Genomic DNA, 22,945 nt, shown 5'->3' with positions numbered 1-22,945 from the left:
CCTGAATACGACGGGCACCGCCGGGGGGCAAGCTTAGAAGGACAGAGCCTGCAACCGGTCGAACAATTGGACGATCCCGGCGCGGTCTAGATTGGCGAACGCGATGCGCACCTGACGTTTTCCAGCCGGGTCATGATCAGGCATGAACATGGTGCCGGGCAGAAGCAGGATGCCGGCCTCAGACACCAGTCTTTGCGCCATCTCGTCCGACGGGAGGTCGAACGGGTGCTCGAGATAGGCGAAATAGGCACCAAGACCCAGCAGGCGCCACCCTTTGGCCTCAAGCTGCGGCATGCCCTCAGCAATTGCGGCGCGGCGGTCGAGGATTTCGTCCCGCTCTCCGGCAAGCCATTGCGAGAGGTTCTGCATGCCCCACAGGGCGGCAAATTGGCCAATCTGACCGGGGCAGATGGCGACGGTGTCGAGAAATTTTTCCGCTTCCGCCAGCAGGCTTGCGCTGGTTGCAACCGCGCCGACGCGATGTCCGGTCAGGCGGTAGGCTTTGGAGAAGGAATAGAGATGCACCAGCGTCTCGTCCCAGCCGGGCCTTTGGAACAGGTCATGCGGAGGGCCACTGCGGCTGTCAAAATCGCGGTAGGTTTCGTCGACCAGCAGACGAATGCCTGCCTCACGCGCGAGATCGTAGAAGGCGCTGACCAGTTCAGCCGGGTATTCGACGCCGCCCGGATTGTTTGGGGTTACCAGAGAAATGGCGCGGGTTTTTTCGGTGACCAAAGCACGCGCCGCCTCTGGGTCGGGGAGCAAATCGTCGCCCGTGGGCAGGTCAATTGCCCGCACGCCTGCCATGTCCAACCACATTTTATGGTTGAAATACCATGGGGTTGGGAGGATGACCTCATCCCCTTCGTCGGTCAGTGCCGAAATTACGGCAGAGAATGCCTGATTGCAACCAGACGTTATGGCGATCTGATCCTGCGAAACCTGTCCCGCATAGTGATTGCTGATTTGCGCGGCCAATTCGGCGCGCAGATCTTGATTGCCGAGCACAGGCCCATAAAGATGGGCGCTGTCTTCGGTCACCGCGAACTCTGCCATGGCCTGCCGCATGGACAGCGGCGGCGGGTCAACCGGCGCGGCCTGGCTAACATTGATCAGGGGCCGGTCATCAGGAAACACGACCCCGTCCAACCAACGCCGCGCCTCCATAACTGGAGGGGGGAAAGTGGACCGAGTGCGTGTTTGGGACATGGCAGAATCTTTGCGAGGCTCTGCCTCGCGCTCCGAGGTATTTTTGAACAGAAGAAGTTAGTCGGTGCCGCGATAAGGCTCGACATATTGCAGGGCCATATCCCAGGGGAAGAATATCCACGTGTCCTGGCTGACTTCGGTGATGAACGTGTCCACCATGGGGCGGCCTTTGGGCTTGGCATAAACGGTGGCGAAATGCGCCTTAGGGTACATCGCGCGCACCAGTTCCAGCGTTTTCCCGCTATCGACCAGATCGTCGATGATCAGAACGCCTTCACCATCGCCCATCAGATTTGCATCTGGTGCCTTCAAAACTTCGGCTTCGCCTTGTTCCTGATGGTGATACGAGCGGACGCTGATTGTGTCGACGGTGCGGATGTCCAACTCGCGGCTGACGATCATGGCAGGGGCCATGCCGCCGCGGGTGATCGCAACAACAGCGCGCCATGCGCCATCATCCGGGCCTTGACCATCCAGCCGCCACGCCAGAGCGCGCGAGTCGCGGTGAATTTGATCCCAACTGATGTGGAAGCCTTTTTCGTGGGGCAGGCGGTCTTTGGCGCTCATGTTGTCTTAACCCTTTTCAACGTCCGGGGCATCGACGGCTTTCATGCCAACGATGTGATACCCCGAATCCACGTGCAGATTCTCTCCGGTGACGCCGCTGCTGAGGTCGGACAGCAGATACAGGGCCGAGTTGCCCACGTCGTCGATCGTCACGTTGCGGCGCAGGGGCGAGTTGTATTCGTTCCACTTCATGATGTAGCGGAAGTCTCCGATGCCGCTGGCGGCCAGTGTTTTGATCGGGCCGGCGGAAATCGAGTTAACGCGGATACCGTCCTTGCCCAAATCTTCGGCGAGATACTTGACCGAAGCCTCAAGCGCAGCCTTGGCGACACCCATCACGTTATAGTGTGGCATGACCTGCTCGGCACCGTAATAGGTGAGCGTAATGGCACTGCTGCCCTCGGACATCATCTTTTCGGCCCGCTGCATCACGGCGGTGAAGGAATAGACCGACACATCCATCGTCAGTTTGAAGTTCGCCCGGCTGGTGTCGACATAGCGGCCGCGCAGCTCATTCTTGTCTGAGAAGCCGATGGCGTGGACGACAAAATCCAGCTTGCCCCATTTCTCATCTAGTGAGGTGAACAGAGCGTCGATCGAAGCTTCGTCGCTCACGTCGCAGGGCAGGACGATTTCACTACTGAGTTGCGCTGCCAGAGGGTCGACACGTTTTTTCAGAGCATCGCCCTGATAAGAAAAGGCCAGCTCGGCCCCGGCGTTGGACAAGGCGCGGGCGATTCCCCATGCGATTGATTTGTCATTGGCCAGTCCCATGATGAGGCCGCGTTTTCCGGCCATCAACTGATTTGACATGATTGGTTCTCCGCCTGTCGTCGCGTTATGTTGCGACGGGTTTATGCCATTGACTGCCCTGCTTCAAGGCCGTGTGGTCTTGCCCGCGGCGGGTAATCGCCCTAGGCTTCCGTCAAATACTTTCCAGGGGATGGAAATGACCGAGCGTGATGGCATTTTTGCTGGCTCCGATCCGTTTGAAATAGCGGCGCGGTGGCTGGGTGAGGCCGAAAAGAATGAACCGAATGACCCGAACGCGATTGCCCTGGCGACCGTTGATAAAGACGGCATGCCGAACGCGCGCATGGTACTTTTGAAAGACATCGAGCCGGAGGCCTTTGTTTTTTATACCAACTATGAAAGTGCCAAAGCGGCTGAGTTGGATCAGGCTGAAAAAGCCGCTTTTGTCATGCATTGGAAATCTTTGCGGCGTCAGATTCGCGTTCGTGGTATAGTCAGTCGGGAAAGCGGGCCCAAGGCGGATGAATATTATACTTCACGGTCGCTGAAAAGTCGGCTGGGTGCTTGGGCGTCTAAGCAGTCGCAACCCCTGAGCAGCCGGACAGCACTGATGGCCGAGGTTGCCAAGGTGACGGCAAAACTTGGATCCAATCCGCCGCGCCCTCCATTTTGGGGAGGATACCGGTTGGTTCCGACTGAAATTGAATTCTGGGCCGATGGCGCATTTCGCCTGCATGATCGGTTCAGATGGCGGAGGGCTGATCCGGGTTCCGCTTGGGATGTGCAGAGGTTAAATCCATGACGTTCACGTATCGCGAAATGCAACAGACCGAAATCAAAGGTTTTTTTCAGCTTGAATTTGCCTGCCATTGCCATAAAAACCGAAACCTTAACGCACTACTAAATCATTCGATGGGAACACCGTGCCTGAAGACCTGAACAACATGTACCGCGTTCGTGGACACGTAAAATGGTTCGATCCCGCAAAGGGATACGGGTTCGTTGTGTCTGATGAAGGCGGCCCGGATATTCTGTTGCATGTGAACGTATTGCGGAATTTCGGGCAGAGCTCGGTCGCTGATGGGGCTGGCATCGAGATCATGACCCATCGTACGGACCGCGGTGTTCAGGCGGTCGAAGTTGTTGCTGTCGATCCTCCGGTGCGCGCCGACTCGATGATGTTGGCCGACTTTGCCGAGCTGGATCCGGCGGCGATTGCGGCGGCGCCTTTGGAAGCTGCTCGGGTGAAATGGTTCGACAAGGGCAAGGGATTCGGATTCGCCAATGTGTTCGGTCGGGACGAGGATGTGTTTTTGCATATCGAAGTTCTCCGCCGTTCTGGCCTTGCCGATCTGCAGCCGGGCGAAGCGCTTGCCATGCGGGTGATTGATGGCAAACGGGGCCGTATGGCGGCTCAGGTTTTGGCTTGGGAAGCGGCGTTGGATCACTAACACCATGATGCGGTTTTGGGCTTCTCTGGCAGTATGCGTGACATTTCTGGCAGAAGGCGTGGCCGCGGAATGTCGCTCTGACCGGGTCGAGTTGCGCAACGACCAGACTCATGTCCGGTTTGACATCGAACTGGCCGTGACCGGCCCCGAGAAATCGCGCGGGCTGATGTTCCGCGAGCATTTGCCGAACCGGTCGGGCATGTTGTTCGTCTACGACCCACCGCAACAGGTGGCGTTCTGGATGAAGAATACGCTGATTCCTCTGGATATGATATTCGTGGATCAGTCGGGCGTTGTGACTCGCGTGCATCAAGGTGCGATTCCCGGTGATCTGACCCCGATTGAAGGCGGCAGCGATATCTTTGCTGTGCTTGAAATCAACGCCGGTTTGTCCGCGCGCTACGGCATTCAGCCCGGCACCCATATGCGGCACGAAATTTTTTCACAAGCGAGTGCGATTTGGCCCTGTTAGGGCTTTTCAAATCAGATCAGCATCGTTAGGAACGGCGCACGGTTCGGGGCGTGGCGCAGTCTGGTAGCGCACCTGTTTTGGGTACAGGGGGTCGTAGGTTCGAATCCTGCCGCCCCGACCACTTCTTCACTTAAGTTGGTGAACCACCCATCGCTTGGTAGAGCGCGCTTAGCGCTTTATCCAGCGTTTTGCTTTCAACGGGAACTTCGACGGTCGCGCCGTTTTTCTGCGGCACTTGGAAGAACAGCCGCGCATCCACGCGGTAGCCGCCAGAGGATTTTGTTGAGGTCATGCGCATAACGCTCTGCGGTAGATCCTCAGGCGAGCCATCATAGCTGAGAATCAAAAAGGCTGTGGTATCCGGTGGTAGAAACTCGCGGCACTCATAAGAATTTGCATCGATCTTCAAGAACGTCTCGCCGGGGCCTTCGCAACTGGTCTGGAAGGTTTCGAACAACCTGTCAGGGTAGGCGCTGAATTGAGCGCTACGCGACGCCGTTGGCAATTCTTGTGCTGTGCAGGCCGAGATCAGGGCGCCTATCGGGGCGAAATGAAGCAACTTCATCGTTTTGCCTGCTCTTTGTTCAATGGGTTGACGCAAGGATATGGCCGAAAGGCCACAACATGATTCCCTGCTAGCTTAGCGAGCACAGGTCTGGATGATCAAACCCGGATAAACATGCTGGTAAAAAAGGCAATTTCATCTGGCCGGTTCTGCGATCGGCGTCGTCTCTCCGTGGATCATTCTGTGGAGGAATCAGATCGCCGAGCACCCGACAAACAGGTCAACACAAAAGATTTCAAAAATGACTTAAAAAGGTCGTTGACCTGATATGCAAAGATACGCCAGATTGTATGGGCCGAATATGACGCCACTACATCTGGTATGAAAGCCGGAGAGGGCGCAGGGCAGGGACGGAACGCACACGAGTACATTTGTGCAACCGCAGTGGCGGTATCGCGCTCATACGGGCAGCGGGTGGTCCTTTGCGTCTGTCAGGTTCGGCATTGCTGGTGGCTTTGCATTTCCCAAGCCGCGGCGAGGGTTGACGGACATTAAAAGGCGGCGGACATGAAGATTGAAAGAAAATTTACCAAATCAGGGCAGGATGCGTATGCGGACCTCGATTTCGTCTCGGCAACTTCCGAGATCCGAAACCCTGACGGCACAATTGTTTTTCGTCTGGACAATATCCAGGTCCCCTCAAGCTGGAGCCAGGTGGCCAGCGATGTCATCGCACAGAAGTACTTCCGTAAGGCGGGCGTTCCCAGCAAGCTGAAGAAGGTCAAAGAAAAGGACGTGCCCGAGTTCCTGTGGCGCTCGGTGCCAACTGACGATGCCGAGTTCGAAGGGGAGACGTCGTCGAAACAGGTGTTCGACCGTCTGGCGGGCGCTTGGGCCTATTGGGGTTGGAAAGGCGGCTATTTCTCAACCGAGGAAGACGCACGCGCTTACTTTGACGAGATGCGTTACATGCTGGCGACCCAGCGTGCCGCGCCGAACTCGCCGCAATGGTTCAATACGGGTCTGCACTGGGCTTACGGGATCGACGGCCCGGCGCAGGGGCATCACTATGTCGACTACAAAACCGGCAAACTGACCAAATCGAAATCCGCTTACGAGCATCCGCAGCCGCATGCGTGCTTCATCCAGTCCGTCGATGATGATCTGGTGAACGAAGGCGGCATTATGGATTTGTGGGTGCGCGAGGCGCGCCTGTTCAAATATGGCTCTGGCACCGGTACCAACTTCAGCCATCTGCGTGCAGAAGGTGAGGCGCTGTCGGGCGGCGGCAAGTCCTCGGGCCTCATGGGCTTTCTCAAGATCGGCGACCGCGCCGCTGGCGCGATCAAATCAGGCGGGACAACCCGTCGAGCAGCAAAGATGGTGATCGTCGATGCGGATCACCCGGACATCGAGCAATTCATCGAATGGAAGGTGATCGAAGAGCAGAAGGTGGCCTCGATCGTTGCCGGATCGAAGATGCACGAGAAGATGCTGAACGGCATTTTCGAGGCCATCCGCAGCTGGGACGGTGCGCAGGACGACGCGTATGATCCCAATAAAAACGATAGCCTGAAGAAAGCGGTTCGCGAAGCCAAAAAGGTCGCGATCCCAGAGACTTACATCAAGCGCGTGCTGGATTATGCGCGGCAGGGTCACGACAGCATCGAGTTCCCCACCTACGACACGGACTGGGATTCGGAAGCCTATAGCTCGGTCTCGGGTCAGAACTCGAATAACTCGATCCGCGTGACCAACGCGTTTCTGACCGCTGTTGAGAAAGACGCCGATTGGGAGTTGATCAACCGCACCGACGGCAAGGTCGCCAAGACCGTAAAGGCACGCGATCTGTGGGAGAAAGTCGGCCACGCCGCTTGGGCCTGCGCTGATCCGGGCATCCAGTTCCATGACACGGTCAATGAATGGCATACGTGCCCAGAAGATGGTGAGATTCGCGGCTCGAACCCGTGTTCGGAATATATGTTCCTAGACGACACGGCCTGTAACCTGGCGTCCATGAACCTGCTGACCTTCCTGAAGGATGGTGAGTTCCAGGCGGCCGATTACATGCATGCGGCGCGCCTGTGGACCCTGACTCTGGAAATCTCTGTGACCATGGCGCAGTTCCCGTCGAAGGAAATCGCCAAACTCTCCTATGATTTCCGTACCTTGGGTCTGGGTTATGCGAACATCGGCGGCCTCCTGATGAACATGGGCTACAGCTACGACTCGGACGAGGGTCGGTCGATCTGTGGCGCGCTGACTGCAATAATGACCGGTGTGGCTTATGCGACCTCTGCCGAGATCGCCGGAGAGTTGGGGCCGTTCAAAGGTTATGAGCGCAACGCGGACCACATGCTGCGCGTAATCCGCAACCACCGCCGTGCTGCGCAGGGCGTGGCTAATGGATATGAGAAACTGGCTGTGAAGCCGGTGCCTCTGGATCACGGAAATTGCCCGGACAAGCGTCTGGTCGATCTGGCCATGTCAGCTTGGGACGAGGCGCTGAGCCTTGGTGAACAGAACGGTTATCGCAATGCGCAGGCCACTGTGATTGCGCCCACCGGCACCATCGGTCTGGTGATGGATTGTGACACCACCGGGATCGAGCCGGACTTTGCGCTGGTCAAGTTCAAGAAGCTCGCGGGCGGCGGCTACTTCAAGATCATCAACCGCTCGGTGCCGTCGGCGCTGGAAAAGCTGGGGTACTCCTCGGCTCAGATTGAAGAGATCGTGGGCTATGCTGTCGGTCACGGCACCATCGGCAACGCGCCGGGGATCAACCACACCTCGCTGACGGGTCATGGGTTTGGCCCGAATGAACTGGCCAAGGTGGACGCCGCGCTGGAAAGTGCCTTCGACATTCGCTTCGTCTTCAACCAGTGGACGCTGGGCGAGGATTTCTGCACCGGCGTTCTGGGCATCCCGGCGACCAAGCTGAACGACCCGACCTTCGACCTGCTGCGCCATCTGGGCTTTACCAAGGCGGATATCGACGCGGCGAACGACCACGTCTGCGGAACCATGACGCTGGAAGGTGCGCCGCATCTGAAGGAAGAGCATTATGCGATCTTCGACTGCGCCAACCCGTGCGGCAAGAAAGGCAAGCGTTTCCTTGGGGTTGATAGCCACATCACCATGATGGCGGCGGCGCAAAGCTTTATCTCGGGTGCGATCTCGAAGACGATCAACATGCCGAATGACGCGACCATCGAGGATTGCCAGAAGGCCTATGAACTCAGCTGGTCGCTAGGTGTAAAGGCGAACGCGCTCTATCGTGACGGCTCGAAACTGTCTCAGCCTTTGGCGGCGGCGCTGGTCGAGGATGATGATGAGGCGGCGGAAGTGCTGGAAAGCGGCTCGACGCAAGAAAAAGCAGTCGTTCTGGCCGAGAAGGTGATCGAGAAGGTTGTGGTCAAAGAAATGATCCGCAGCCATCGCGAGAAACTGCCGCATCGCCGCAAGGGCTACACCCAGAAGGCGATCGTCGGTGGCCATAAGGTTTACCTGCGGACCGGTGAGTTCGAAGACGGTAAGCTGGGCGAGATCTTCATCGACATGCACAAGGAAGGCGCTGGCTTCCGGGCGATGATGAACAACTTTGCCATCGCTGTGTCGGTCGGCCTGCAATATGGCGTGCCGCTGGAAGAGTTCGTCGACGCCTTCACCTTCACCAAGTTCGAACCGGCTGGGATGGTGCAGGGCAACGACTCGATCAAGAACGCGACTTCGATCCTGGACTATATCTTCCGCGAATTGGCCGTGTCCTACTTGGACCGCACCGATCTGGCCCATGTGAAACCTGAAGGCGCGAGTTTTGATGATCTTGGGCGTGGTGAGGAAGAAGGGGTCTCGAATGTCTCCGAGATCAGTGACACTGCGGCGTCCAAATCTTTGGAAGTGTTGAAGCAAATCAGCTCGACCGGATATCTGCGGAAGCGCCTGCCACAGGACCTGGCGATGTTCAACCCGCAGGCCGAACTCAACGGAATGTCCGAACCGGCAGCCGCGTTTGAAGCGCCGGCGGAAACGGCCGTGGCGACCGGCATGGACGCACGGACCAAAGCCAAAATGCAGGGCTATGAGGGAGACCCCTGCGGCGAATGCGGAAACTACACGCTGGTGCGCAACGGCACCTGCATGAAGTGCAACACCTGCGGCGCGACAAGCGGGTGTAGCTGAGTTTAGCGCCCCGGCAACCCGGGGTGCAGGGGTCGGTCGCTGCCTTATGTACCGGCCCCGACGAATACGGAGCATGGCGCTGAGACTTACCATCAAAGCCATGTTCCACTCGGCCGACATGCCCGTGTTGGCCGGGAACAGGGTGGGGCGGAATATTGCTCCCTCCCACTCTTTCACGGGGCGGGTGCGCTCGCCCCATGCGCAGTCCAGGCCGCAGGCAAAAAAATACCGGGCGGTCAACGAAATGAGCCTGGAAGGCGAAACTGACAGGGGGCTTCGGCCCCCTTTCTTTTTGTCCAACGACCGGCCGCTAAGCTAAGTTTTGCCGGATCACCTCAAAACCGTCGGGCAAGTTCTGCCGAGGCGCGATGGGGGATTTTTGCCCGGCAACAAGCCGCAGAGGCGACTCGGCCAAACACGCGGAGATTGGCGCGAAGTGGCCTCGATCTCGCTATGCGGGTGACGCTGCCCCAATCCTGAGGTTTCTTGCGCTCGTCCGGACGCAAAATCCAAATATTCACTCAGGAGGCAAACTTATGACACCGAAATATCTGACCGCTCTGGCGGCTGTAGCACTCGCACTGCCCAATCTGGCTGCCGCGCAATCGGCTGCCGACGCAAATGGAGACGGCGTGCTGACCATCGAAGAGGTTCAAGCCGTCGTGCCCGAGGTTAACGCTGATACGTTCTCGGCCATGGATGCAAATGGGGATGGCGCATTGGATGCGGATGAAATCGCCATCGCGCAAGAAGCCGGTTTGCTGCCCCCAAGCAACGGCTAATCGCTGACGTAAAACGGCGGCCCGAGTAAAATCGGGCCGCTTTTCAATTTCTTACAGCGGTAAGTGAATGTTGAATTTGGCGCGAATTTCCGCGTCCAGCAGAGGGTCGAAATTCGCTGCAGACGGGCTAGAGAGGATTTCGTTTTTGCGCGCGATTGCCTTTTCGATCAGGTCAGGCTTGTCCAATTCGGCCCATTCTTTGGGTGAGGTGCGGTCGCCGAAGGTTGGATAAACATAATCCGCCTGCATCCGGCTGAGCGTCGCATCCGTACCGAGATAGTGGCCGGGCCCGCCCATACACACCTCAGCGATCTGATCCAGCGCCAGAGTTTCGTCCGACACTTCGATCCCACGCACGCAACGCTGCGCTTGTCCGATCAGGTCGTCGCCCAGGATCAGGCTTTCAAGACAGAACCCAAGAAGGGACGCATGCATACCGGCGGCCTCATAGATCATGTTGGCACCAGACAGGCCGGTCATGACGTTCGAACACATCTGCTCCCACCCGGCCTGCATGTCGGGCAGTTTCGAATCCGATGCTCCGGCGGCGGTTCCGCCCGGAAGGTTGTAGAAGTTGTGCATCTGGGCGCATCCCGCGCTCAGCAGCGCCTGTTCGCCCGATCCCACGGACATCGCCCCGGTGCGCAAGTCCAGACCGAAGGGCCAAGTGCCAAAGACGGCGGGCGCGCCAGGAACTACGGCATTTACGTAGACCAGACCGGCCAGACATTCTGCGGTCGCTTGAGTGATGGCGCCTGCGATGGTCGACGGTGCGGTTGCTCCGGCCATGCCAGCAGACAGCAACAGGACCGGCATCCCGGCTTTGATGACCGCTTCCATGACTTCGCAGCTTTCGGTTGCGAATTTCATGGGTGGAACAACAAAGCAGTTCGAGTTCGAGATAAACGGACGTTCGCGCCATTTATCCTCGCCGCCGGCGATCATGTGGATCATCTCCATCGCCGGGGCAACGTGGCTGGGTTCGGTAAAGGAGGTGCCGATATGTTTAAACGTACCCGCGCATGCCGCGTAGATCGTGTTCAGGTCCATCTCGAGGTTGTCGGCGATGTCACGGCACACCATGGGGCGCTGAACGAAGTGGATATTGTCGAGCTGCTCGCAGATGCGAGAAGCATCGTGCAGGTCCTGCACGGTCGAGTCGCGGTAATTCCGCCCATCCACGTCGACCATGCTGACCGCGGCACCCGCCGTGCCGTAGTGAACCTTTGTCCCGCTCAGCTCCAGATCGGTCTTGCCGTTTCGACTATACAAAGTGACCGAGCGGTTTGCTTTGGCGATGGTGTCTTCGACCAATGCACGCGGGAAACGAATGCGCCCATCGTCACCCAGAGTGCAGCCAGCGCCTACCAGATAGTCGATCCCGCTTTGCGGAGCGTCCGCCAGCCCGATGGTTTCCAGAGCCTGAAGCGCCGCTTCGTGAATACGCTCCATCTGCGCTTGGGTCAGAGGCTTGTAGGTGCCGCCCTCCATCCCCGGGCGGACCGGGCGCAAGTGGTCGGGCAGGGCCGCGGCGCGGGCAGCACGACGCGCTGCGCGTCCGCCAGTTCTTGCAGAGCTGCGAGTTTGTTCGTTCATTATGGCTATCCGATTATTCAGGTGATTGAGATTACGATCAAAATCAGACCTGTGCTGGGCGTCCCCGTGCCGCACGCCCACGATCCGCGCCAATCGTGCGGCTGATCAGACGTATTTTCCAAACTTCGTTGGGCATTCAATTCCTCGGGCTTGCAGACCCATCCTGAGCAGCGTTGGATTTAAGTCTGTTCTGTTTGCGACCTCGCTGTCAATTATGTTGCTTTCTCGGTCGCATGACGTTTGCCCATTGTCTTTTCCACAGGACTGCTTTTATTGTGTCCGAACGGGCATGGCGATTTTGACGCCCATAAGTCCCGCTTTTTTGAGTTTCGCTGCTGTGCCGCATGTGATGATCCATCTTTCACGGCATGGCAGACCGATTGTGCCCCGATCGGGGCAATGGAGTGCCTGAGCCCGGAAAATTCCGGGCGAAAGGAATAAATGGGCAGGCGGCGACCAAGATCGCGCCTGTCGGAGAAGAACCGCGATGACGCGCGCGCAACGTTTGAGAGACCGGGTAGGGGGCCACAGCGCCAGACCCTGCCGCGCGCCGTCTGATATCGCCCGTACAAGACACCTCCCCAAAAGTGCCTGTCCGCCTGGATGGGTCAGGACAACGCGTTTGGCGCGGTGCATCAAGGACACATGGCTAAGAAAATGCTTATCGATGCCACCCACGCCGAGGAAACTCGGGTTGTGGTGGTTGACGGAAACAAGGTCGAGGAGTTCGATTTTGAATCCGAAAACAAACGCCAGCTTGCTGGCAATATCTATCTAGCAAAAGTTACCCGGGTTGAACCGTCTCTGCAGGCGGCGTTCGTGGACTATGGCGGTAATCGTCATGGTTTCCTGGCGTTTTCGGAAATTCATCCCGACTATTATCAGATCCCCGTCGCCGACCGTGAAGCGCTGATGGAGGAAGAGCGCGCCTATGCCGAGGCGATGAAGGCGCGTGATGAGGCCGAGGAAGCCAAACCCAAAAAACGCCGCTCGCGGTCGCGCAGCAAGGCAGCGGACGTCAAGTCGAACGACCCGGTCGAGACCTTGGATGTCTCGTCCGAGCCGACGGGTATGGAGACCATTGATCTCGACGACAGCGAAGAGAGCGATGATCTGACAGTGCCTGAGGGGACCTCTCCGATGGAGACGGTCGCCGAAACGCCGGTGGAAGAACCCTCTGAGGATGAAGCGTCCGAGACCTCTGACGCCCCGGCTGCTGAGGTAGAGACTGCTGAGGTTGAGGCGGTTGAGGTCGAGACCGTTGAAGCCACTTCTGAAGAGCAGGCTGAAACCGAGGCGGAAGAACAGCCCGAAGCTGCGGCTGAAGAGGAAGAAGCCGAGGCGAACTCTGAGGAAGCCGCGCAGGCTGAGCCTGAAGCAGAAACCACTGAGACAGAGCCTGCCGAAGGTGACGACTCCGACGACGAAGAGAAAAAACCTGATGCGACCGCCAAGGATGATTCGATTGAATCGGTCGCCGATGAGGACGACAGCGAGGATATCCGTCCTCCGCGCAAGCCGCGCCCGCGTCGCTACAAGATCCAGGAAGTGATTAAAGTGCGTCAGGTTCTGCTGGTGCAGGTCGTCAAGGAAGAGCGGGGCAACAAGGGTGCCGCGCTGACCACCTATCTCTCGCTGGCCGGTCGTTACTGCGTCCTGATGCCCAACACAGCGCGTGGCGGCGGCATCAGCCGCAAGATCACCAATGCGCCCGACCGTAAGAAGCTGAAGGAAATTGCAGCCGAGATCGACGTGCCAACGGGCGCGGGCCTGATCATCCGGACCGCAGGGGCCAAACGCACGAAGTCCGAGATCAAGCGCGACTATGAATACCTGCAGCGCATGTGGGAGCAGATTCGCGAGCTGACGCTGAAATCCATCGCGCCCGCAAAAATCTATGAGGAAGGCGACCTGATCAAGCGGTCGATCCGTGATCTCTATAACCGCGATATCGACGAGGTTCTGGTCGAAGGCGAGGGCGGTTACCGCATCGCCAAGGACTTCATGAAGATGATCATGCCGTCTCACGCCAAGAACGTGAAACGGTATGAGGACGCGTTGCCTCTGTTTGCGCGCTATCAGGTGGAAAGCTATCTGGCCGGGATGTTCAACCCGACCGTGCAGCTGAAATCCGGTGGTTATATCGTGATCGGCGTGACCGAAGCGCTGGTGGCGATCGACGTGAACTCGGGCCGGGCGACAAAGGAAGGCTCGATCGAGGAAACCGCACTCAAGACCAACCTTGAGGCCGCCGAAGAAGTGGCGCGCCAGTTGCGTCTGCGTGACCTTGCCGGTCTGATCGTCATCGACTTCATCGACATGGACGAGCGCAAGAACAACACTGCGGTCGAAAAGCGCCTTAAGGACAAGCTGAAAACCGACCGCGCGCGTATTCAGGTGGGTCGTATCTCGGGCTTTGGCCTGTTGGAGATGAGCCGCCAGCGCCTGCGCCCCGGTATGCTCGAGGCGACGACGCAGCCCTGCCCGGCCTGTCATGGCACTGGTCTGATCCGTTCGGACGACAACATGGCGCTGTCGATCCTGCGCCAGATCGAGGAAGAAGGCACCCGCCGCCGCTCACGCGAGGTTCTGGTGCGCTGCCCGGTCAGCATTGCCAACTTCCTGATGAACCAGAAGCGCGAACATATCGCCCAGATCGAGGCGCGCTACGGTCTGTCCGTGCGCGTCGAAGGCGACATGCATCTGGTCAGCCCTGATTTCTCGCTTGAGAAGTTCAAGACCGCCAGCCGGATCGTGCCCGAAGCGACCGCTCCGGTCGTGTCCGTCGATGCGTCACTGATGGATCTGGTTGACGCAACCGAAGAGGAAGAGGCCGAAGAAGAGGCGGTTCAGGCCGAAGAAGAATCCAAGCCCAAGCGCAAGCGTCGTCGTCGTCGCCGCAAGAAGGGCGGTAACGATCAGCAAGAGGCTGAGGCATCGGAAACGGCTGAGGACACGGCTGCCGACGCTCCCTCGGACGAAGCCCAGAAGGAAGACGTTCCTGAGGCATCGGACGAGGACGAAAAGCCGGCCAAGCCCAAGCGCCGCCGTGCGCCGCGTCGCAAGAAGAAAGATGTGGAAGCCGAAGCGCAGGATGCCTCCGAACAGGAGGCTGAGGCCAAGGAAGACGCCCCAGCGGAAGCATCCGATGTGGTTGCCGAGGCTGAGGCTTCTCCGGAACAGGCGGAAGAGGGTCCGGCGGACGTTGCTGAGGTTGCAGAAGCCACACCGGAACCGGCTCAAGACACCGAAGAACCTGCTGCTGAGGCCGTCGAAACGGCAGAACCTAGTGAGGCGGTGGAAGCAGAAGAACCGGTCGACGCTCAACCGGCTGAGGAGCCCGCTCCGGTCGAAGAGGTTGCCGAGGCTGAAGCCGCATCTGCGGTGGAAGAAGCCCCAGCCGAACCCGTTCTGGAAACGGTTTCGGATGAGCCGGAAAAACCGGCTGAGCCACCCAAGCCAAAACGGCGCGGCTGGTGGTCGCTCGGAAGCTAAAATGAGAAGCTAAAATGAAAAGGCGGGCTTGAGGCCCGCCTTTTTCGTTTTGACAGCTTAGGTCTTAACCCGCTTTCTGGATCAGATAGACCTGATGGCCGTTCTCTTCCCCTTGCGACAGCAGGGTGTGGCCGCTCTCCGAGCAGAAATGCGGTACATCAACAATCGCCGCAGGATCATCCGCCAGCACGCGCAACACGGCACCACCGGGCAAAGACTTCAACCTTTTGCGCGCTTTCAACACAGGCAAAGGGCACAACAGGCCGAGGGCATCGAGGGTTTCAGTAGGATTAGACATAAGGCTCAAATATTTCGCCCAAGGCGCAGTGTCCAGCGCGCAACCACGAGGATGTGACTTAATAGCCCCGTGACGAAGCCGCCTCCATACCATATGTGCTGAAACATGTTCGGAATAGATATCATCGACGCGGGTCTGTTGCCTGCTATGTTCATCGCCCTGATCGGCGGTTTGATCAGCTTTCTGTCGCCCTGTGTGCTGCCCATCGTGCCGCCGTATCTGGCGTATATGAGCGGCGTCAGCATCAACGAAATGCAGGATCAGGCCCGCGCCCGGCGCAAGGCGACTTTGACCGCCTTGTTCTTCGTTTTGGGTCTGTCGACCGTGTTCCTGCTGCTTGGCTTTACCGCCTCGGCCTTCGGAGCGTTTGTTCTGAAAAATCAGGTGCTTTTCGCCAAGCTCTCGGGTGCGGTGGTGGTTGTCTTTGGTCTGCACTTTCTGAACGTGTTCCGCATCCCTTTGCTTGATCGCGAAGCGCGGGTTGAAACCGGTGATTCCGGCGGTACGGTCTTTGGTGCCTATATTCTGGGTCTCGCTTTTGCCTTTGGCTGGACGCCGTGCATTGGCCCTCAGCTGGGTGCAATCCTGTCACTGGCCGCGTCCGAGGCCTCGGTCGCGCGCGGCACGCTGCTGCTTGGTGTTTATGCGGCGGGTCTGGGGATTCCGTTCCTGCTGGCTGCGATGTTCCTGAATCGCTCAATGAGCGTCATGAACCGGATCAAACCCTATATGGGCACGATCGAGAAGGTCATGGGCGGGCTGCTGCTGTTCGTGGGCATCATGCTGATCACCGGTCTGTTTACTGAATTCAGCTGGTGGCTGCTGGAAACCTTCCCGGCACTGGCGGTTCTGGGCTGATCCACCTTACCTTGGCCGCAATGCTGCGTTAACCTGCGCAGCAGAAGGTAAGGCCATGAGCAGTCAGACAAATCAGCCACAGCTGCGCAGGCGGCATGTGTTCTACATTCCCGGCTACGACCCGATCCCCGCGCGGCGCTATCGCGAGCTGTACCGGACCGAGTCGCAAGCGCAGGCTGAGATTTCGGGATATCAGGTCGCGCTTGCGCCAAGGACGGGCGATGGCCCATTTGGCTGGCATGTTTCATCCGTTCAGGACGGGGTTGAGGTTCAAACGGATATCGAGGTTCTGGTCTGGTCCGATATCGTGCAGGACAGCATGTCGGGCTCAATTCTGGCGACCTACGGGCAGCTTGGTAAGACGGCGTGGACCTATATCTCAACAGGAACATTGAGGAGGCTGCGGCAACTCAGGAAGGGCCCGGTGATTGCAGCGCTTTATCCGGTGGGGATGCTGCTGCTGCAACTTCTCGCCGCTGTTTTCGTCGTGATAGTTGCGGTTACTCTGGTTGGATGGTGGGGACTACTACCGGGTTTGACTTTGGCCTATGGCTTGCTGCGCTGGTTCCGCAAAATCGACAATCGGCTTTTCGCCTACTACCTGATGCATGACTACGCATATTCCGCGCAATTTCAGGGGGAGATTCCGGGCAAACTGCAGCACCGCCTGGATGAGTTCGCGGATTTGATAGAGGCCACGCTAAAAGCGGATGTTGATGAGGTTCTGGTCATCGGCCATAGCTCGGGCGCGCATCTTGGCGTTTCTGTTCTGGGGGATGTTCTGCGCAGACAGGAGGTAGGCTCGAGCCGGACTGCATTGTCGTTTTTGACGCTTGGGCAAGTGGTGCCGATGGTCTCGTTCCTGCCCAAGGCGCAGAAACTCAGGTCGGACCTTCAGTTCCTGTCTACGCAAACCAATTTGACATGGGTGGATGTTTCAGCGCCCGGTGATGGCTGTTCTTTCGCCCTATGTGATCCGGTCGCCGTCAGCGGTGTCGCGGGTCCCGACAAGAAATGGCCTTTGGTCCTCTCCGCCGCGTTTACACAGACGCTGTCGCCCGAGCGATGGAAAGCCCTGCGGTGGAGGTTCTTCCGGCTGCATTTTCAATACCTCTGCGCCTTTGACCGACCGGGAACCTATGATTATTTTCGCATCACTGCGGGACCTCTGACATTGGCAGAACGGTTCAAAGACCGCGCGCCGTCGAACAGCCGGATCGAGACGCCGGTTTCCAAATACACGGATACGAGCCGATGAAGCCGCCCAAGCCGCAGTCTCGCCCGGATCGTGTCTCTCTCTGGCGCTATCTGAAATTGTTCCGACAGGACCTGCTGTCAGCGCAACCTCAGCGGCTCTACCGCGCGTGGATGGCCGAGTTTCGCACGCCGTTTTTCCGGTCCTACATGATCAATCAACCGGATTTGGTGGATGAGGTCCTCAAGAAACGCCCGGATGATTTTCCGAAATCCCATCGTATCAGTGAAGGGCTGCGGCCATTGCTGGGGGAGTCCGTGTTTCTGACCAATGGCGCGGTGTGGAAACGCCAGCGTCGTATCATTGACCCTGCTTTTGAGGGCGGACGGCTGAAGGATACGTTCCCTGCCATGCGCGCGGCTGCGGATGCTTGTGTGGATCGGCTGCGACCTTTGGTGGGAACGCAAGTCGAGTGCGAACAGGTCACTAGCCATGCCGCCGCTGACGTGATTTTCCGAACTCTGTTTTCCGTGCCTATCGAACACGACATCGCCGCACAGGTATTTGACAGGTTCCGAACGTATCAGCGCGAGCAGCCCTTGTTGAACCTGGCCGCTTTTGTGCCGCTCCCGCGCTGGTTGCCCCGATTTCATTCGCGAAAGACTCGTAAGACCGCGCAAGAGATTCGCTCCCTGATTGCCAAACTGACGAAAGATCGGGCTGCGGCGATTGCTGCGCATCGCGCGCCCGATGATCTGGCAACCAAGATCATGACGACACCTGACCTGGAAACCGGCAAGTGTTTTGAGCCGGAGGAGATGGTCGATCAGGTTGCGATTTTCTTTCTGGCCGGACACGAAACCAGCGCCTCGGCTTTGGCGTGGACGCTCTACCTGATGGCGCTTTACCCCGAGTGGCAGGAGAGACTAGCGAAGGAAGCTGAAGCACTTGACGATCGTTCTTTCGCGGTGATGTCCAAGCTGAAACTCAGCCGCGACGTGTTCCGTGAGGCCCTCAGGCTCTATCCGCCTGTGCCGATGATGGTCCGGCAGGCTAGCTGCCCTGAGAAGTTTCGCAACAGAGACATTCCAAAAGACTCACAGATCGTAATCAGCCCGTGGCATCTGCATAGGCAGGAGCGGCTGTGGGACAATCCGGATGGTTTCGATCCCAATCGTTGGGGCACGGAAAACGGCAAAACCTGTCAGCGCGAAGCCTATATTCCTTTCTCGACAGGCCCTCGCGTCTGTCCCGGGGCCGGGTTTGCGATGGTCGAAGGGCCTTTGATACTGTCCACACTGCTGCGCCATTTCAGATTCGAAACAATCCCGGAAAAAACGCCCGTTCCGGTGGCTCATCTGACGGTCAGATCTCGGGATGGCATATGGTTGCGCGTGGTTGAGCGCTAACAAACTACCATCACCCAGAACTGTGCTGTATGCGATGAAGGAAATCGGAATCAGTCTTGAACGGGAAAATACTATGTCCAAAGCAGAACAGCGCGCGCAGATGTCAGACGGAGCAGGCTTTATTGCAGCACTGGATCAAAGCGGCGGATCAACCCCGAAAGCTCTGGCGCTCTACGGCGTGGATGCCGCGCAATACGCCTCGGAAGTAGAGATGTTCGGCGAAATCCAGAACATGCGCGCGCGGATCATCCTGGCGGATGACTTCACAAAGGACAAAGTGATCGGCGCGATCCTGTTCGAACGCACCCTTGGCGAAGAGATCGAAGGTCGCAAGGTGGCCGATTACCTGTGGTCCGTCAAAGGGATCGTTCCGTTCCTGAAAATCGACAAGGGGCTGGAGGACACTGCAAACGGTGTGCAGATGATGAAGCCGATCCCGGGGCTGGCTGAGACACTGGCCCAAGCGGAAGGCGTGTTTGGCACCAAAGAACGCTCGGTCATTCATGAGGCCAACGCCGAAGGCATCGCCGCTGTTGTTGCCCAGCAATTCGACGTGGCGCGCGTTGTGACCGACGCAGGCATGGTGCCGATTGTCGAGCCTGAGGTGAACATCAACTCGGAAACCAAGGCCGAAGCCGAGGACATCCTGAAAGCCGAAATCCTGAAAAACCTCGACCAACTGGCCGAAGGGCAGGAGGTCATGCTGAAGCTGACCATCCCAACCTCTGCGAACCTCTATGACGAAGTGGCCGATCACCCGCGTGTTCTGCGCGTAGTGGCCCTGTCAGGTGGTTACTCGACCGAGCAGGCCTGTGATCTGCTGGGGCAAAACGGCAAGATGATCGCGTCCTTCTCGCGCGCACTGACCGAGGGGCTTTCGAAACAGCAATCGGATGCGGAATTCAACGCCGCCCTCGGCAGCAATATCGACAAGATTTTCAAAGCGTCGGCCTAACGCCTAAACCGGTTTGACAAAATCGCGGCGCATCTGCGCCGCTTTTTCACGGCTGACGCAGCCTATCGCGTGATCATTGATCAGCCCCATAGCCTGCATGAAGGCAAAAACGGTGGTGGGGCCGACAAATTTCCAGCCCCTCTTTTTCAGGTCCTTCGACATCGCCACTGACTCGGCTGAGGTGCTGGCTGTCTGTGGCTCTGGCGGTGAGGTCGGTTCATACCGCCAGACGTAGGCCGCGAGGGAACCTTCCTGCGCCACCAACTCCTGCGCACGACGGGCGTTGTTGATCACAGCTTCGATCTTTCCGCGATGGCGGATGATACCTGCATCTTGCAAAAGGCGTTCGATTTCTACCTCAGAAAAATCGGCCATCTTGTTGAAATCAAAATCGCAAAAGGCGCGGCGAAAATTCTCGCGCTTGTTCAGGATCGTGCGCCAGCTGAGGCCGGACTGAAAACTCTCAAGACACAGTTTTTCGAACAGTCGTCGATCATCGGACACTGGGTAACCCCATTCCGAGTCATGATAGTCGAAGAACTCAGGCGCCGCTTGACACCATGCGCATCGGGCGCGGCCATCTGGACCCAAAACGGTTTTGCTCATGGGTGTACCTATTTTGTTCTCACTCAGGCTACACTCAAAGCTAAGGCTCTGACAAGCGTCGAGGCTTGTCGCGGTACCAGTTCAGAATGAAAACACGAATGGCCGACGCCAGCCCTGTTTCAGGGTCGCGTGCAACATCGATATCTGCCGCCAAAGCGTTGATGGGTTGTTGTTTTTCTTCGGCGATGTCGCGAAACGCACGCCAGAACTCATCCTCAAGCGAGACCGACGTCCGATGCCCCTTAAGGGTCAGAGAGCGTTTGACCGGAGGGCCGCTCATTCATCCAACTCGTGATTGTCCAGATCGCGGTTCTGCTTGTCTTTTTGCAGCTGCACGACCTGTTTTTCGGCCTTGCTGCGCCCGAAGGCGACCGCATTCTGATCCGCGCGCGCCTTTTTCTCGGCCCGCGCTTTCTCTTTCCGATACCGGTTCAGATTGACCGGCTTACCCATCAGTCTTTCGGGCCGATCATCTGTTCGGGGCGCACGACGGCGTCAAAGGTCTCTTCATCGACAAAGCCTAGCGCGATGGCCTCTTCCTTGAGGGTCGTTCCGTTCTTATGCGCCGTTTTGGCAACTGTGGTGGCGTTGTCATAGCCAATGGTGGGGGCCAGAGCGGTCACCAGCATCAGAGATTCCTTCATCAGCTTGTCGATGCGCGGTTCGTTGGCCTGAATGCCCGACAGCATCCGTTCGGTAAAGCTGTCGGTGGCATCGCCCAGCAGTTGGATCGACTGCAGAAGATTGTAGGACATCATAGGGTTATAGACATTCAGCTGGAAATGACCCTGAGAGCCCGCAAACTTTATCGCAGCATCATTGCCCATGACATGGGCGGCCACCTGTGTGAGGGCTTCGGCCTGTGTCGGGTTCACTTTACCAGGCATAATGGAAGACCCCGGCTCGTTTTCCGGTAGAATCAGCTCTCCCAGACCCGAGCGAGGGCCTGAGCCTAGCAGGCGAATATCGTTGGCGATCTTGTAGCAAGACCCGGCGATGGTCGCCAATGCACCGGACAAGAAGACCATGGCGTCATGCGCGGCCAGGGCTTCAAATTTGTTCGGAGCGGTTACAAAGGGCAGGCCGGTGATCTCAGCCATGTTGGCGGCGACGGCTTCGTCCCATCCACCATGGGTGTTCAACCCGGTGCCAACGGCAGTGCCACCCTGCGCCAGCTCATAGATACCGGGCATTGCAGCCTCAACGCGGGTAATGCCCTGACGGATCTGATGGGCGTAGGCTCCGAATTCCTGCTCCAGCGTCAGCGGAGTCGCATCCTGCGTATGAGTACGGCCGATCTTGATTATGCCCGCGAATTCAGCGGCCTTCTTCTCAAGCGTTTCGGCAAATTTGGTCAGGCCTGGTAGCAGCACGTCGCGCACGCTGACCGCAGTTGCGATATGCATGGCGGTGGGGAAAGTGTCGTTCGACGATTGGCCCATGTTACAATGATCATTGGGGTGAACCGGGTCTTTCGAGCCGATGACGCCGCCCAGAATCTCAATCGCCCGGTTTGCGATCACTTCGTTCGAGTTCATGTTGGACTGCGTGCCCGAGCCGGTCTGCCAAACGACCAGAGGGAAGTTGTCGTCGAACTTGCCCTCAATCACCTCACCGGCGGCTTGAATGATCGCGTCGGCGATCTTGGCGTCCAGCTTGCCGGTCGCTTTGTTCTCCATCGCGCAGGCTTTTTTGATCACGCCCAGAGCGCGCACGATGGCCACGGGCTGCTTCTCCCAACCGATGGGGAAGTTCATAATCGAGCGCTGCGTCTGCGCCCCCCAGTACTTGTCAGCGGGAACCTCGAGCGGGCCAAAGCTGTCGGATTCGGTGCGGGTCTGAGACATCGGGTACTCCGTCTGGTATGCAGTTGTATGCCGTTTAGCCAAGGCAGCGCCGCAACGCAATTGGCCAGTTGCGCGCAGCTTAAACTCAACAAAACCCAAGGTATAGGCGCAAGGCGGGTGAAATTGTTCCAATCGCGCGCGCAAGCCCCATTGTGCGCGCCTGCCGCTGAGCTACAATATATGTGTGGCCATCGTGGAGGATGAAATGCCAATCTCAGCTCGGATGATCCCGTTGAAAACCATGCTGTTGGCCATGGGGCTGGTCCTGCTGGGCACGCTGGCAAACGCATCCAGTATCACGCCCTTCGTCGGGGACTACACCGGATCCGCCAATGTTGTCGACGTAGATGGAACTGCAACGCCTCGGGATATGAGCGTTTCGATCCATGAGACCCGCCACGGGTTCAATGTCAGCTGGACCACAACGACCTACAAGCTGGACGGGCGGGTCAAGCAACAGAAATTCTCGGTCGACTTTGTGCCCTCGGACCGGCCCGATGTGTTTTCGGCAGCCATGCAACGGAATGTGTTCGGCCATGAGGTGCCTCTGGACCCAATGAAAGGTGAACCCTTTGTCTGGGGCCGGATTGAAGGGGACACGATGACCGTGTTTTCCCTGTTTATTGATGCGCAGGGCGGCTACGAGTTGCAGCAATATGATCGAACCCTGGCCGAGGGCGGGCTGAATCTGTCGTTCTCGCGCTTCATCAACGGAGACAAATCCCGCGCGGTCGAGACCTTTTTGCAAAAACAATAAACCCCGCG

At 58.0% G+C, this 22,945-nt stretch carries 21 protein-coding genes and 1 tRNA gene; 12 read left to right on the top strand and 10 right to left on the bottom strand.

What is annotated here, in order from left to right; translation table 11 throughout:
- Positions 1 to 33: 33 nt before the first annotated feature.
- Genes ACP15L_RS01380 through fabI form a run of 3 tightly spaced genes read right to left on the bottom strand, consistent with a single transcriptional unit; the run spans position 34 to position 2,589 of the window.
- Positions 34 to 1,209 (bottom strand): aminotransferase, encoded by a 1,176-nt coding sequence (locus tag ACP15L_RS01380; RefSeq protein WP_425082850.1) that lies wholly within the window; start codon positions 1,207 to 1,209, stop codon positions 34 to 36.
- A gap of 57 nt (positions 1,210 to 1,266) precedes the next feature.
- Positions 1,267 to 1,776: a xanthine phosphoribosyltransferase gene (gpt, locus tag ACP15L_RS01375; RefSeq protein WP_170373804.1), complete on the bottom strand. Its 510-nt coding sequence runs from the start codon at positions 1,774 to 1,776 to the stop codon at positions 1,267 to 1,269.
- A gap of 6 nt (positions 1,777 to 1,782) precedes the next feature.
- A complete protein-coding gene (fabI, locus tag ACP15L_RS01370) occupies positions 1,783 to 2,589 on the bottom strand; it encodes an enoyl-ACP reductase FabI (protein ID WP_425082849.1) in 807 nt (268 codons plus the stop codon).
- A 136-nt stretch (positions 2,590 to 2,725) separates the two neighbouring features.
- On the opposite strand from fabI, the gene pdxH reads away from it, so the two are divergent.
- The 4 genes from pdxH to ACP15L_RS01350 all read left to right on the top strand — a co-directional run bounded on the left by pdxH (position 2,726) and on the right by ACP15L_RS01350 (position 4,573).
- Positions 2,726 to 3,331, top strand: a complete 606-nt coding sequence (pdxH, locus tag ACP15L_RS01365; protein ID WP_425083200.1) for a pyridoxamine 5'-phosphate oxidase — start codon at positions 2,726 to 2,728, stop codon at positions 3,329 to 3,331.
- A gap of 121 nt (positions 3,332 to 3,452) precedes the next feature.
- Entirely contained in the window at positions 3,453 to 3,980 is a 528-nt protein-coding gene (locus ACP15L_RS01360; protein WP_170373801.1) for a cold-shock protein, read from the top strand.
- 4 nt (positions 3,981 to 3,984) lie between these two features.
- Positions 3,985 to 4,452 (top strand): DUF192 domain-containing protein, encoded by a 468-nt coding sequence (locus ACP15L_RS01355; protein WP_425082848.1) that lies wholly within the window; start codon positions 3,985 to 3,987, stop codon positions 4,450 to 4,452.
- 44 nt (positions 4,453 to 4,496) lie between these two features.
- Positions 4,497 to 4,573: transfer RNA gene (locus ACP15L_RS01350), tRNA-Pro, on the top strand.
- 9 nt (positions 4,574 to 4,582) lie between these two features.
- Here the strand turns inward: ACP15L_RS01350 and ACP15L_RS01345 are convergent.
- Complete coding sequence (locus ACP15L_RS01345) at positions 4,583 to 5,017, bottom strand: hypothetical protein (protein ID WP_425082847.1); 435 nt, start codon at positions 5,015 to 5,017, stop codon at positions 4,583 to 4,585.
- Positions 5,018 to 5,524: 507 nt separating this feature from the next.
- Here ACP15L_RS01345 and ACP15L_RS01340 point away from each other — a divergent pair.
- Together ACP15L_RS01340 and ACP15L_RS01335 are read left to right on the top strand one after the other, a co-directional pair.
- A complete protein-coding gene (locus ACP15L_RS01340; protein WP_425082846.1) occupies positions 5,525 to 9,139 on the top strand; it encodes a vitamin B12-dependent ribonucleotide reductase in 3,615 nt (1,204 codons plus the stop codon).
- A 536-nt stretch (positions 9,140 to 9,675) separates the two neighbouring features.
- Positions 9,676 to 9,921 (top strand): hypothetical protein, encoded by a 246-nt coding sequence (locus ACP15L_RS01335; RefSeq protein ID WP_170717925.1) that lies wholly within the window; start codon positions 9,676 to 9,678, stop codon positions 9,919 to 9,921.
- 51 nt (positions 9,922 to 9,972) lie between these two features.
- On the opposite strand, the gene ACP15L_RS01330 is transcribed toward ACP15L_RS01335, so the two are convergent.
- The gene (locus tag ACP15L_RS01330; RefSeq protein WP_170764394.1) at positions 9,973 to 11,517 is read right to left on the bottom strand and encodes a trimethylamine methyltransferase family protein; all 1,545 of its coding nucleotides are present in this window, start codon (positions 11,515 to 11,517) and stop codon (positions 9,973 to 9,975) included.
- A gap of 645 nt (positions 11,518 to 12,162) precedes the next feature.
- On the opposite strand from ACP15L_RS01330, the gene ACP15L_RS01325 reads away from it, so the two are divergent.
- Positions 12,163 to 15,012 (top strand): Rne/Rng family ribonuclease, encoded by a 2,850-nt coding sequence (locus ACP15L_RS01325; protein ID WP_425082845.1) that lies wholly within the window; start codon positions 12,163 to 12,165, stop codon positions 15,010 to 15,012.
- A gap of 64 nt (positions 15,013 to 15,076) precedes the next feature.
- Here ACP15L_RS01325 and ACP15L_RS01320 read toward each other — a convergent pair whose 3' ends face one another.
- Positions 15,077 to 15,310 carry a sulfurtransferase TusA family protein gene (locus ACP15L_RS01320; protein WP_170373795.1) on the bottom strand — a complete coding sequence of 78 codons (234 nt, stop codon included), beginning with the start codon at positions 15,308 to 15,310 and terminating at the stop codon, positions 15,077 to 15,079.
- Positions 15,311 to 15,415: 105 nt separating this feature from the next.
- Between ACP15L_RS01320 and ACP15L_RS01315 the strand changes: the two genes are divergently transcribed.
- The 4 genes from ACP15L_RS01315 (at position 15,416) to ACP15L_RS01300 (ending at position 19,727) form a co-directional block, all read left to right on the top strand.
- On the top strand, positions 15,416 to 16,168 hold the full coding sequence (locus ACP15L_RS01315) for a cytochrome c biogenesis CcdA family protein (RefSeq protein WP_425082844.1): 753 nt from the start codon (positions 15,416 to 15,418) through the stop codon (positions 16,166 to 16,168).
- Positions 16,169 to 16,223: 55 nt separating this feature from the next.
- Entirely contained in the window at positions 16,224 to 17,426 is a 1,203-nt protein-coding gene (locus tag ACP15L_RS01310; protein WP_425082843.1) for a hypothetical protein, read from the top strand.
- Positions 17,423 to 18,772, top strand: a complete 1,350-nt coding sequence (locus ACP15L_RS01305; protein WP_425082842.1) for a cytochrome P450 — start codon at positions 17,423 to 17,425, stop codon at positions 18,770 to 18,772. The genes ACP15L_RS01310 and ACP15L_RS01305 overlap by 4 nt, the downstream gene beginning before the upstream one ends.
- A 73-nt stretch (positions 18,773 to 18,845) precedes the next feature.
- Positions 18,846 to 19,727, top strand: a complete 882-nt coding sequence (locus tag ACP15L_RS01300) for a fructose bisphosphate aldolase (protein WP_425082841.1) — start codon at positions 18,846 to 18,848, stop codon at positions 19,725 to 19,727.
- A gap of 3 nt (positions 19,728 to 19,730) precedes the next feature.
- Here ACP15L_RS01300 and ACP15L_RS01295 read toward each other — a convergent pair whose 3' ends face one another.
- The 4 genes from ACP15L_RS01295 to fumC are packed head-to-tail and all read right to left on the bottom strand — an operon-like array spanning position 19,731 to position 22,180.
- A complete protein-coding gene (locus ACP15L_RS01295; RefSeq protein ID WP_425082840.1) occupies positions 19,731 to 20,333 on the bottom strand; it encodes a DNA-3-methyladenine glycosylase I in 603 nt (200 codons plus the stop codon).
- A 40-nt stretch (positions 20,334 to 20,373) separates the two neighbouring features.
- Entirely contained in the window at positions 20,374 to 20,613 is a 240-nt protein-coding gene (locus tag ACP15L_RS01290; RefSeq protein ID WP_425082839.1) for a ribbon-helix-helix domain-containing protein, read from the bottom strand.
- The gene (locus tag ACP15L_RS01285; protein ID WP_425082838.1) at positions 20,610 to 20,786 is read right to left on the bottom strand and encodes a DUF4169 family protein; all 177 of its coding nucleotides are present in this window, start codon (positions 20,784 to 20,786) and stop codon (positions 20,610 to 20,612) included. Before ACP15L_RS01285 ends, ACP15L_RS01290 begins: the two co-directional genes overlap by 4 nt.
- Entirely contained in the window at positions 20,786 to 22,180 is a 1,395-nt protein-coding gene (gene fumC, locus ACP15L_RS01280) for a class II fumarate hydratase (RefSeq protein ID WP_170548552.1), read from the bottom strand. The genes ACP15L_RS01285 and fumC overlap by 1 nt, the downstream gene beginning before the upstream one ends.
- Before the next feature lie 241 nt (positions 22,181 to 22,421).
- Between fumC and ACP15L_RS01275 the strand changes: the two genes are divergently transcribed.
- Positions 22,422 to 22,937, top strand: a complete 516-nt coding sequence (locus ACP15L_RS01275) for a hypothetical protein (RefSeq protein WP_425083199.1) — start codon at positions 22,422 to 22,424, stop codon at positions 22,935 to 22,937.
- Positions 22,938 to 22,945: the final 8 nt, after the last annotated feature.

This window comes from Ruegeria profundi (assembly GCF_049800715.1).
In the GTDB taxonomy this organism is placed as follows: domain Bacteria; phylum Pseudomonadota; class Alphaproteobacteria; order Rhodobacterales; family Rhodobacteraceae; genus Ruegeria; species Ruegeria profundi_A.
The sequence above is the reverse complement of the archived record's forward strand: the minus strand, read 5'-3'. Positions and strand labels throughout refer to the sequence as shown.

Bases quoted from the DNA above. Each gene is read 5' to 3' on its own strand.
- ACP15L_RS01380 (WP_425082850.1), bottom strand. From the start codon at position 1,209: ATGTCCCAAACACGCACTCGGTCCACTTTCCCCCCTCCAGTTATGGAG.
- gpt (WP_170373804.1), bottom strand. From the start codon at position 1,776: ATGAGCGCCAAAGACCGCCTGCCCCACGAAAAAGGCTTCCACATCAGT.
- fabI (WP_425082849.1), bottom strand. From the start codon at position 2,589: ATGTCAAATCAGTTGATGGCCGGAAAACGCGGCCTCATCATGGGACTG.
- pdxH (WP_425083200.1), top strand. From the start codon at position 2,726: ATGACCGAGCGTGATGGCATTTTTGCTGGCTCCGATCCGTTTGAAATA.
- ACP15L_RS01355 (WP_425082848.1), top strand. From the start codon at position 3,985: ATGATGCGGTTTTGGGCTTCTCTGGCAGTATGCGTGACATTTCTGGCA.
- ACP15L_RS01345 (WP_425082847.1), bottom strand. From the start codon at position 5,017: ATGAAGTTGCTTCATTTCGCCCCGATAGGCGCCCTGATCTCGGCCTGC.
- ACP15L_RS01340 (WP_425082846.1), top strand. From the start codon at position 5,525: ATGAAGATTGAAAGAAAATTTACCAAATCAGGGCAGGATGCGTATGCG.
- ACP15L_RS01335 (WP_170717925.1), top strand. From the start codon at position 9,676: ATGACACCGAAATATCTGACCGCTCTGGCGGCTGTAGCACTCGCACTG.
- ACP15L_RS01330 (WP_170764394.1), bottom strand. From the start codon at position 11,517: ATGAACGAACAAACTCGCAGCTCTGCAAGAACTGGCGGACGCGCAGCG.
- ACP15L_RS01325 (WP_425082845.1), top strand. From the start codon at position 12,163: ATGGCTAAGAAAATGCTTATCGATGCCACCCACGCCGAGGAAACTCGG.
- ACP15L_RS01320 (WP_170373795.1), bottom strand. From the start codon at position 15,310: ATGTCTAATCCTACTGAAACCCTCGATGCCCTCGGCCTGTTGTGCCCT.
- ACP15L_RS01315 (WP_425082844.1), top strand. From the start codon at position 15,416: ATGTTCGGAATAGATATCATCGACGCGGGTCTGTTGCCTGCTATGTTC.
- ACP15L_RS01310 (WP_425082843.1), top strand. From the start codon at position 16,224: ATGAGCAGTCAGACAAATCAGCCACAGCTGCGCAGGCGGCATGTGTTC.
- ACP15L_RS01305 (WP_425082842.1), top strand. From the start codon at position 17,423: ATGAAGCCGCCCAAGCCGCAGTCTCGCCCGGATCGTGTCTCTCTCTGG.
- ACP15L_RS01300 (WP_425082841.1), top strand. From the start codon at position 18,846: ATGTCCAAAGCAGAACAGCGCGCGCAGATGTCAGACGGAGCAGGCTTT.
- ACP15L_RS01295 (WP_425082840.1), bottom strand. From the start codon at position 20,333: ATGAGCAAAACCGTTTTGGGTCCAGATGGCCGCGCCCGATGCGCATGG.
- ACP15L_RS01290 (WP_425082839.1), bottom strand. From the start codon at position 20,613: ATGAGCGGCCCTCCGGTCAAACGCTCTCTGACCCTTAAGGGGCATCGG.
- ACP15L_RS01285 (WP_425082838.1), bottom strand. From the start codon at position 20,786: ATGGGTAAGCCGGTCAATCTGAACCGGTATCGGAAAGAGAAAGCGCGG.
- fumC (WP_170548552.1), bottom strand. From the start codon at position 22,180: ATGTCTCAGACCCGCACCGAATCCGACAGCTTTGGCCCGCTCGAGGTT.
- ACP15L_RS01275 (WP_425083199.1), top strand. From the start codon at position 22,422: ATGCTGTTGGCCATGGGGCTGGTCCTGCTGGGCACGCTGGCAAACGCA.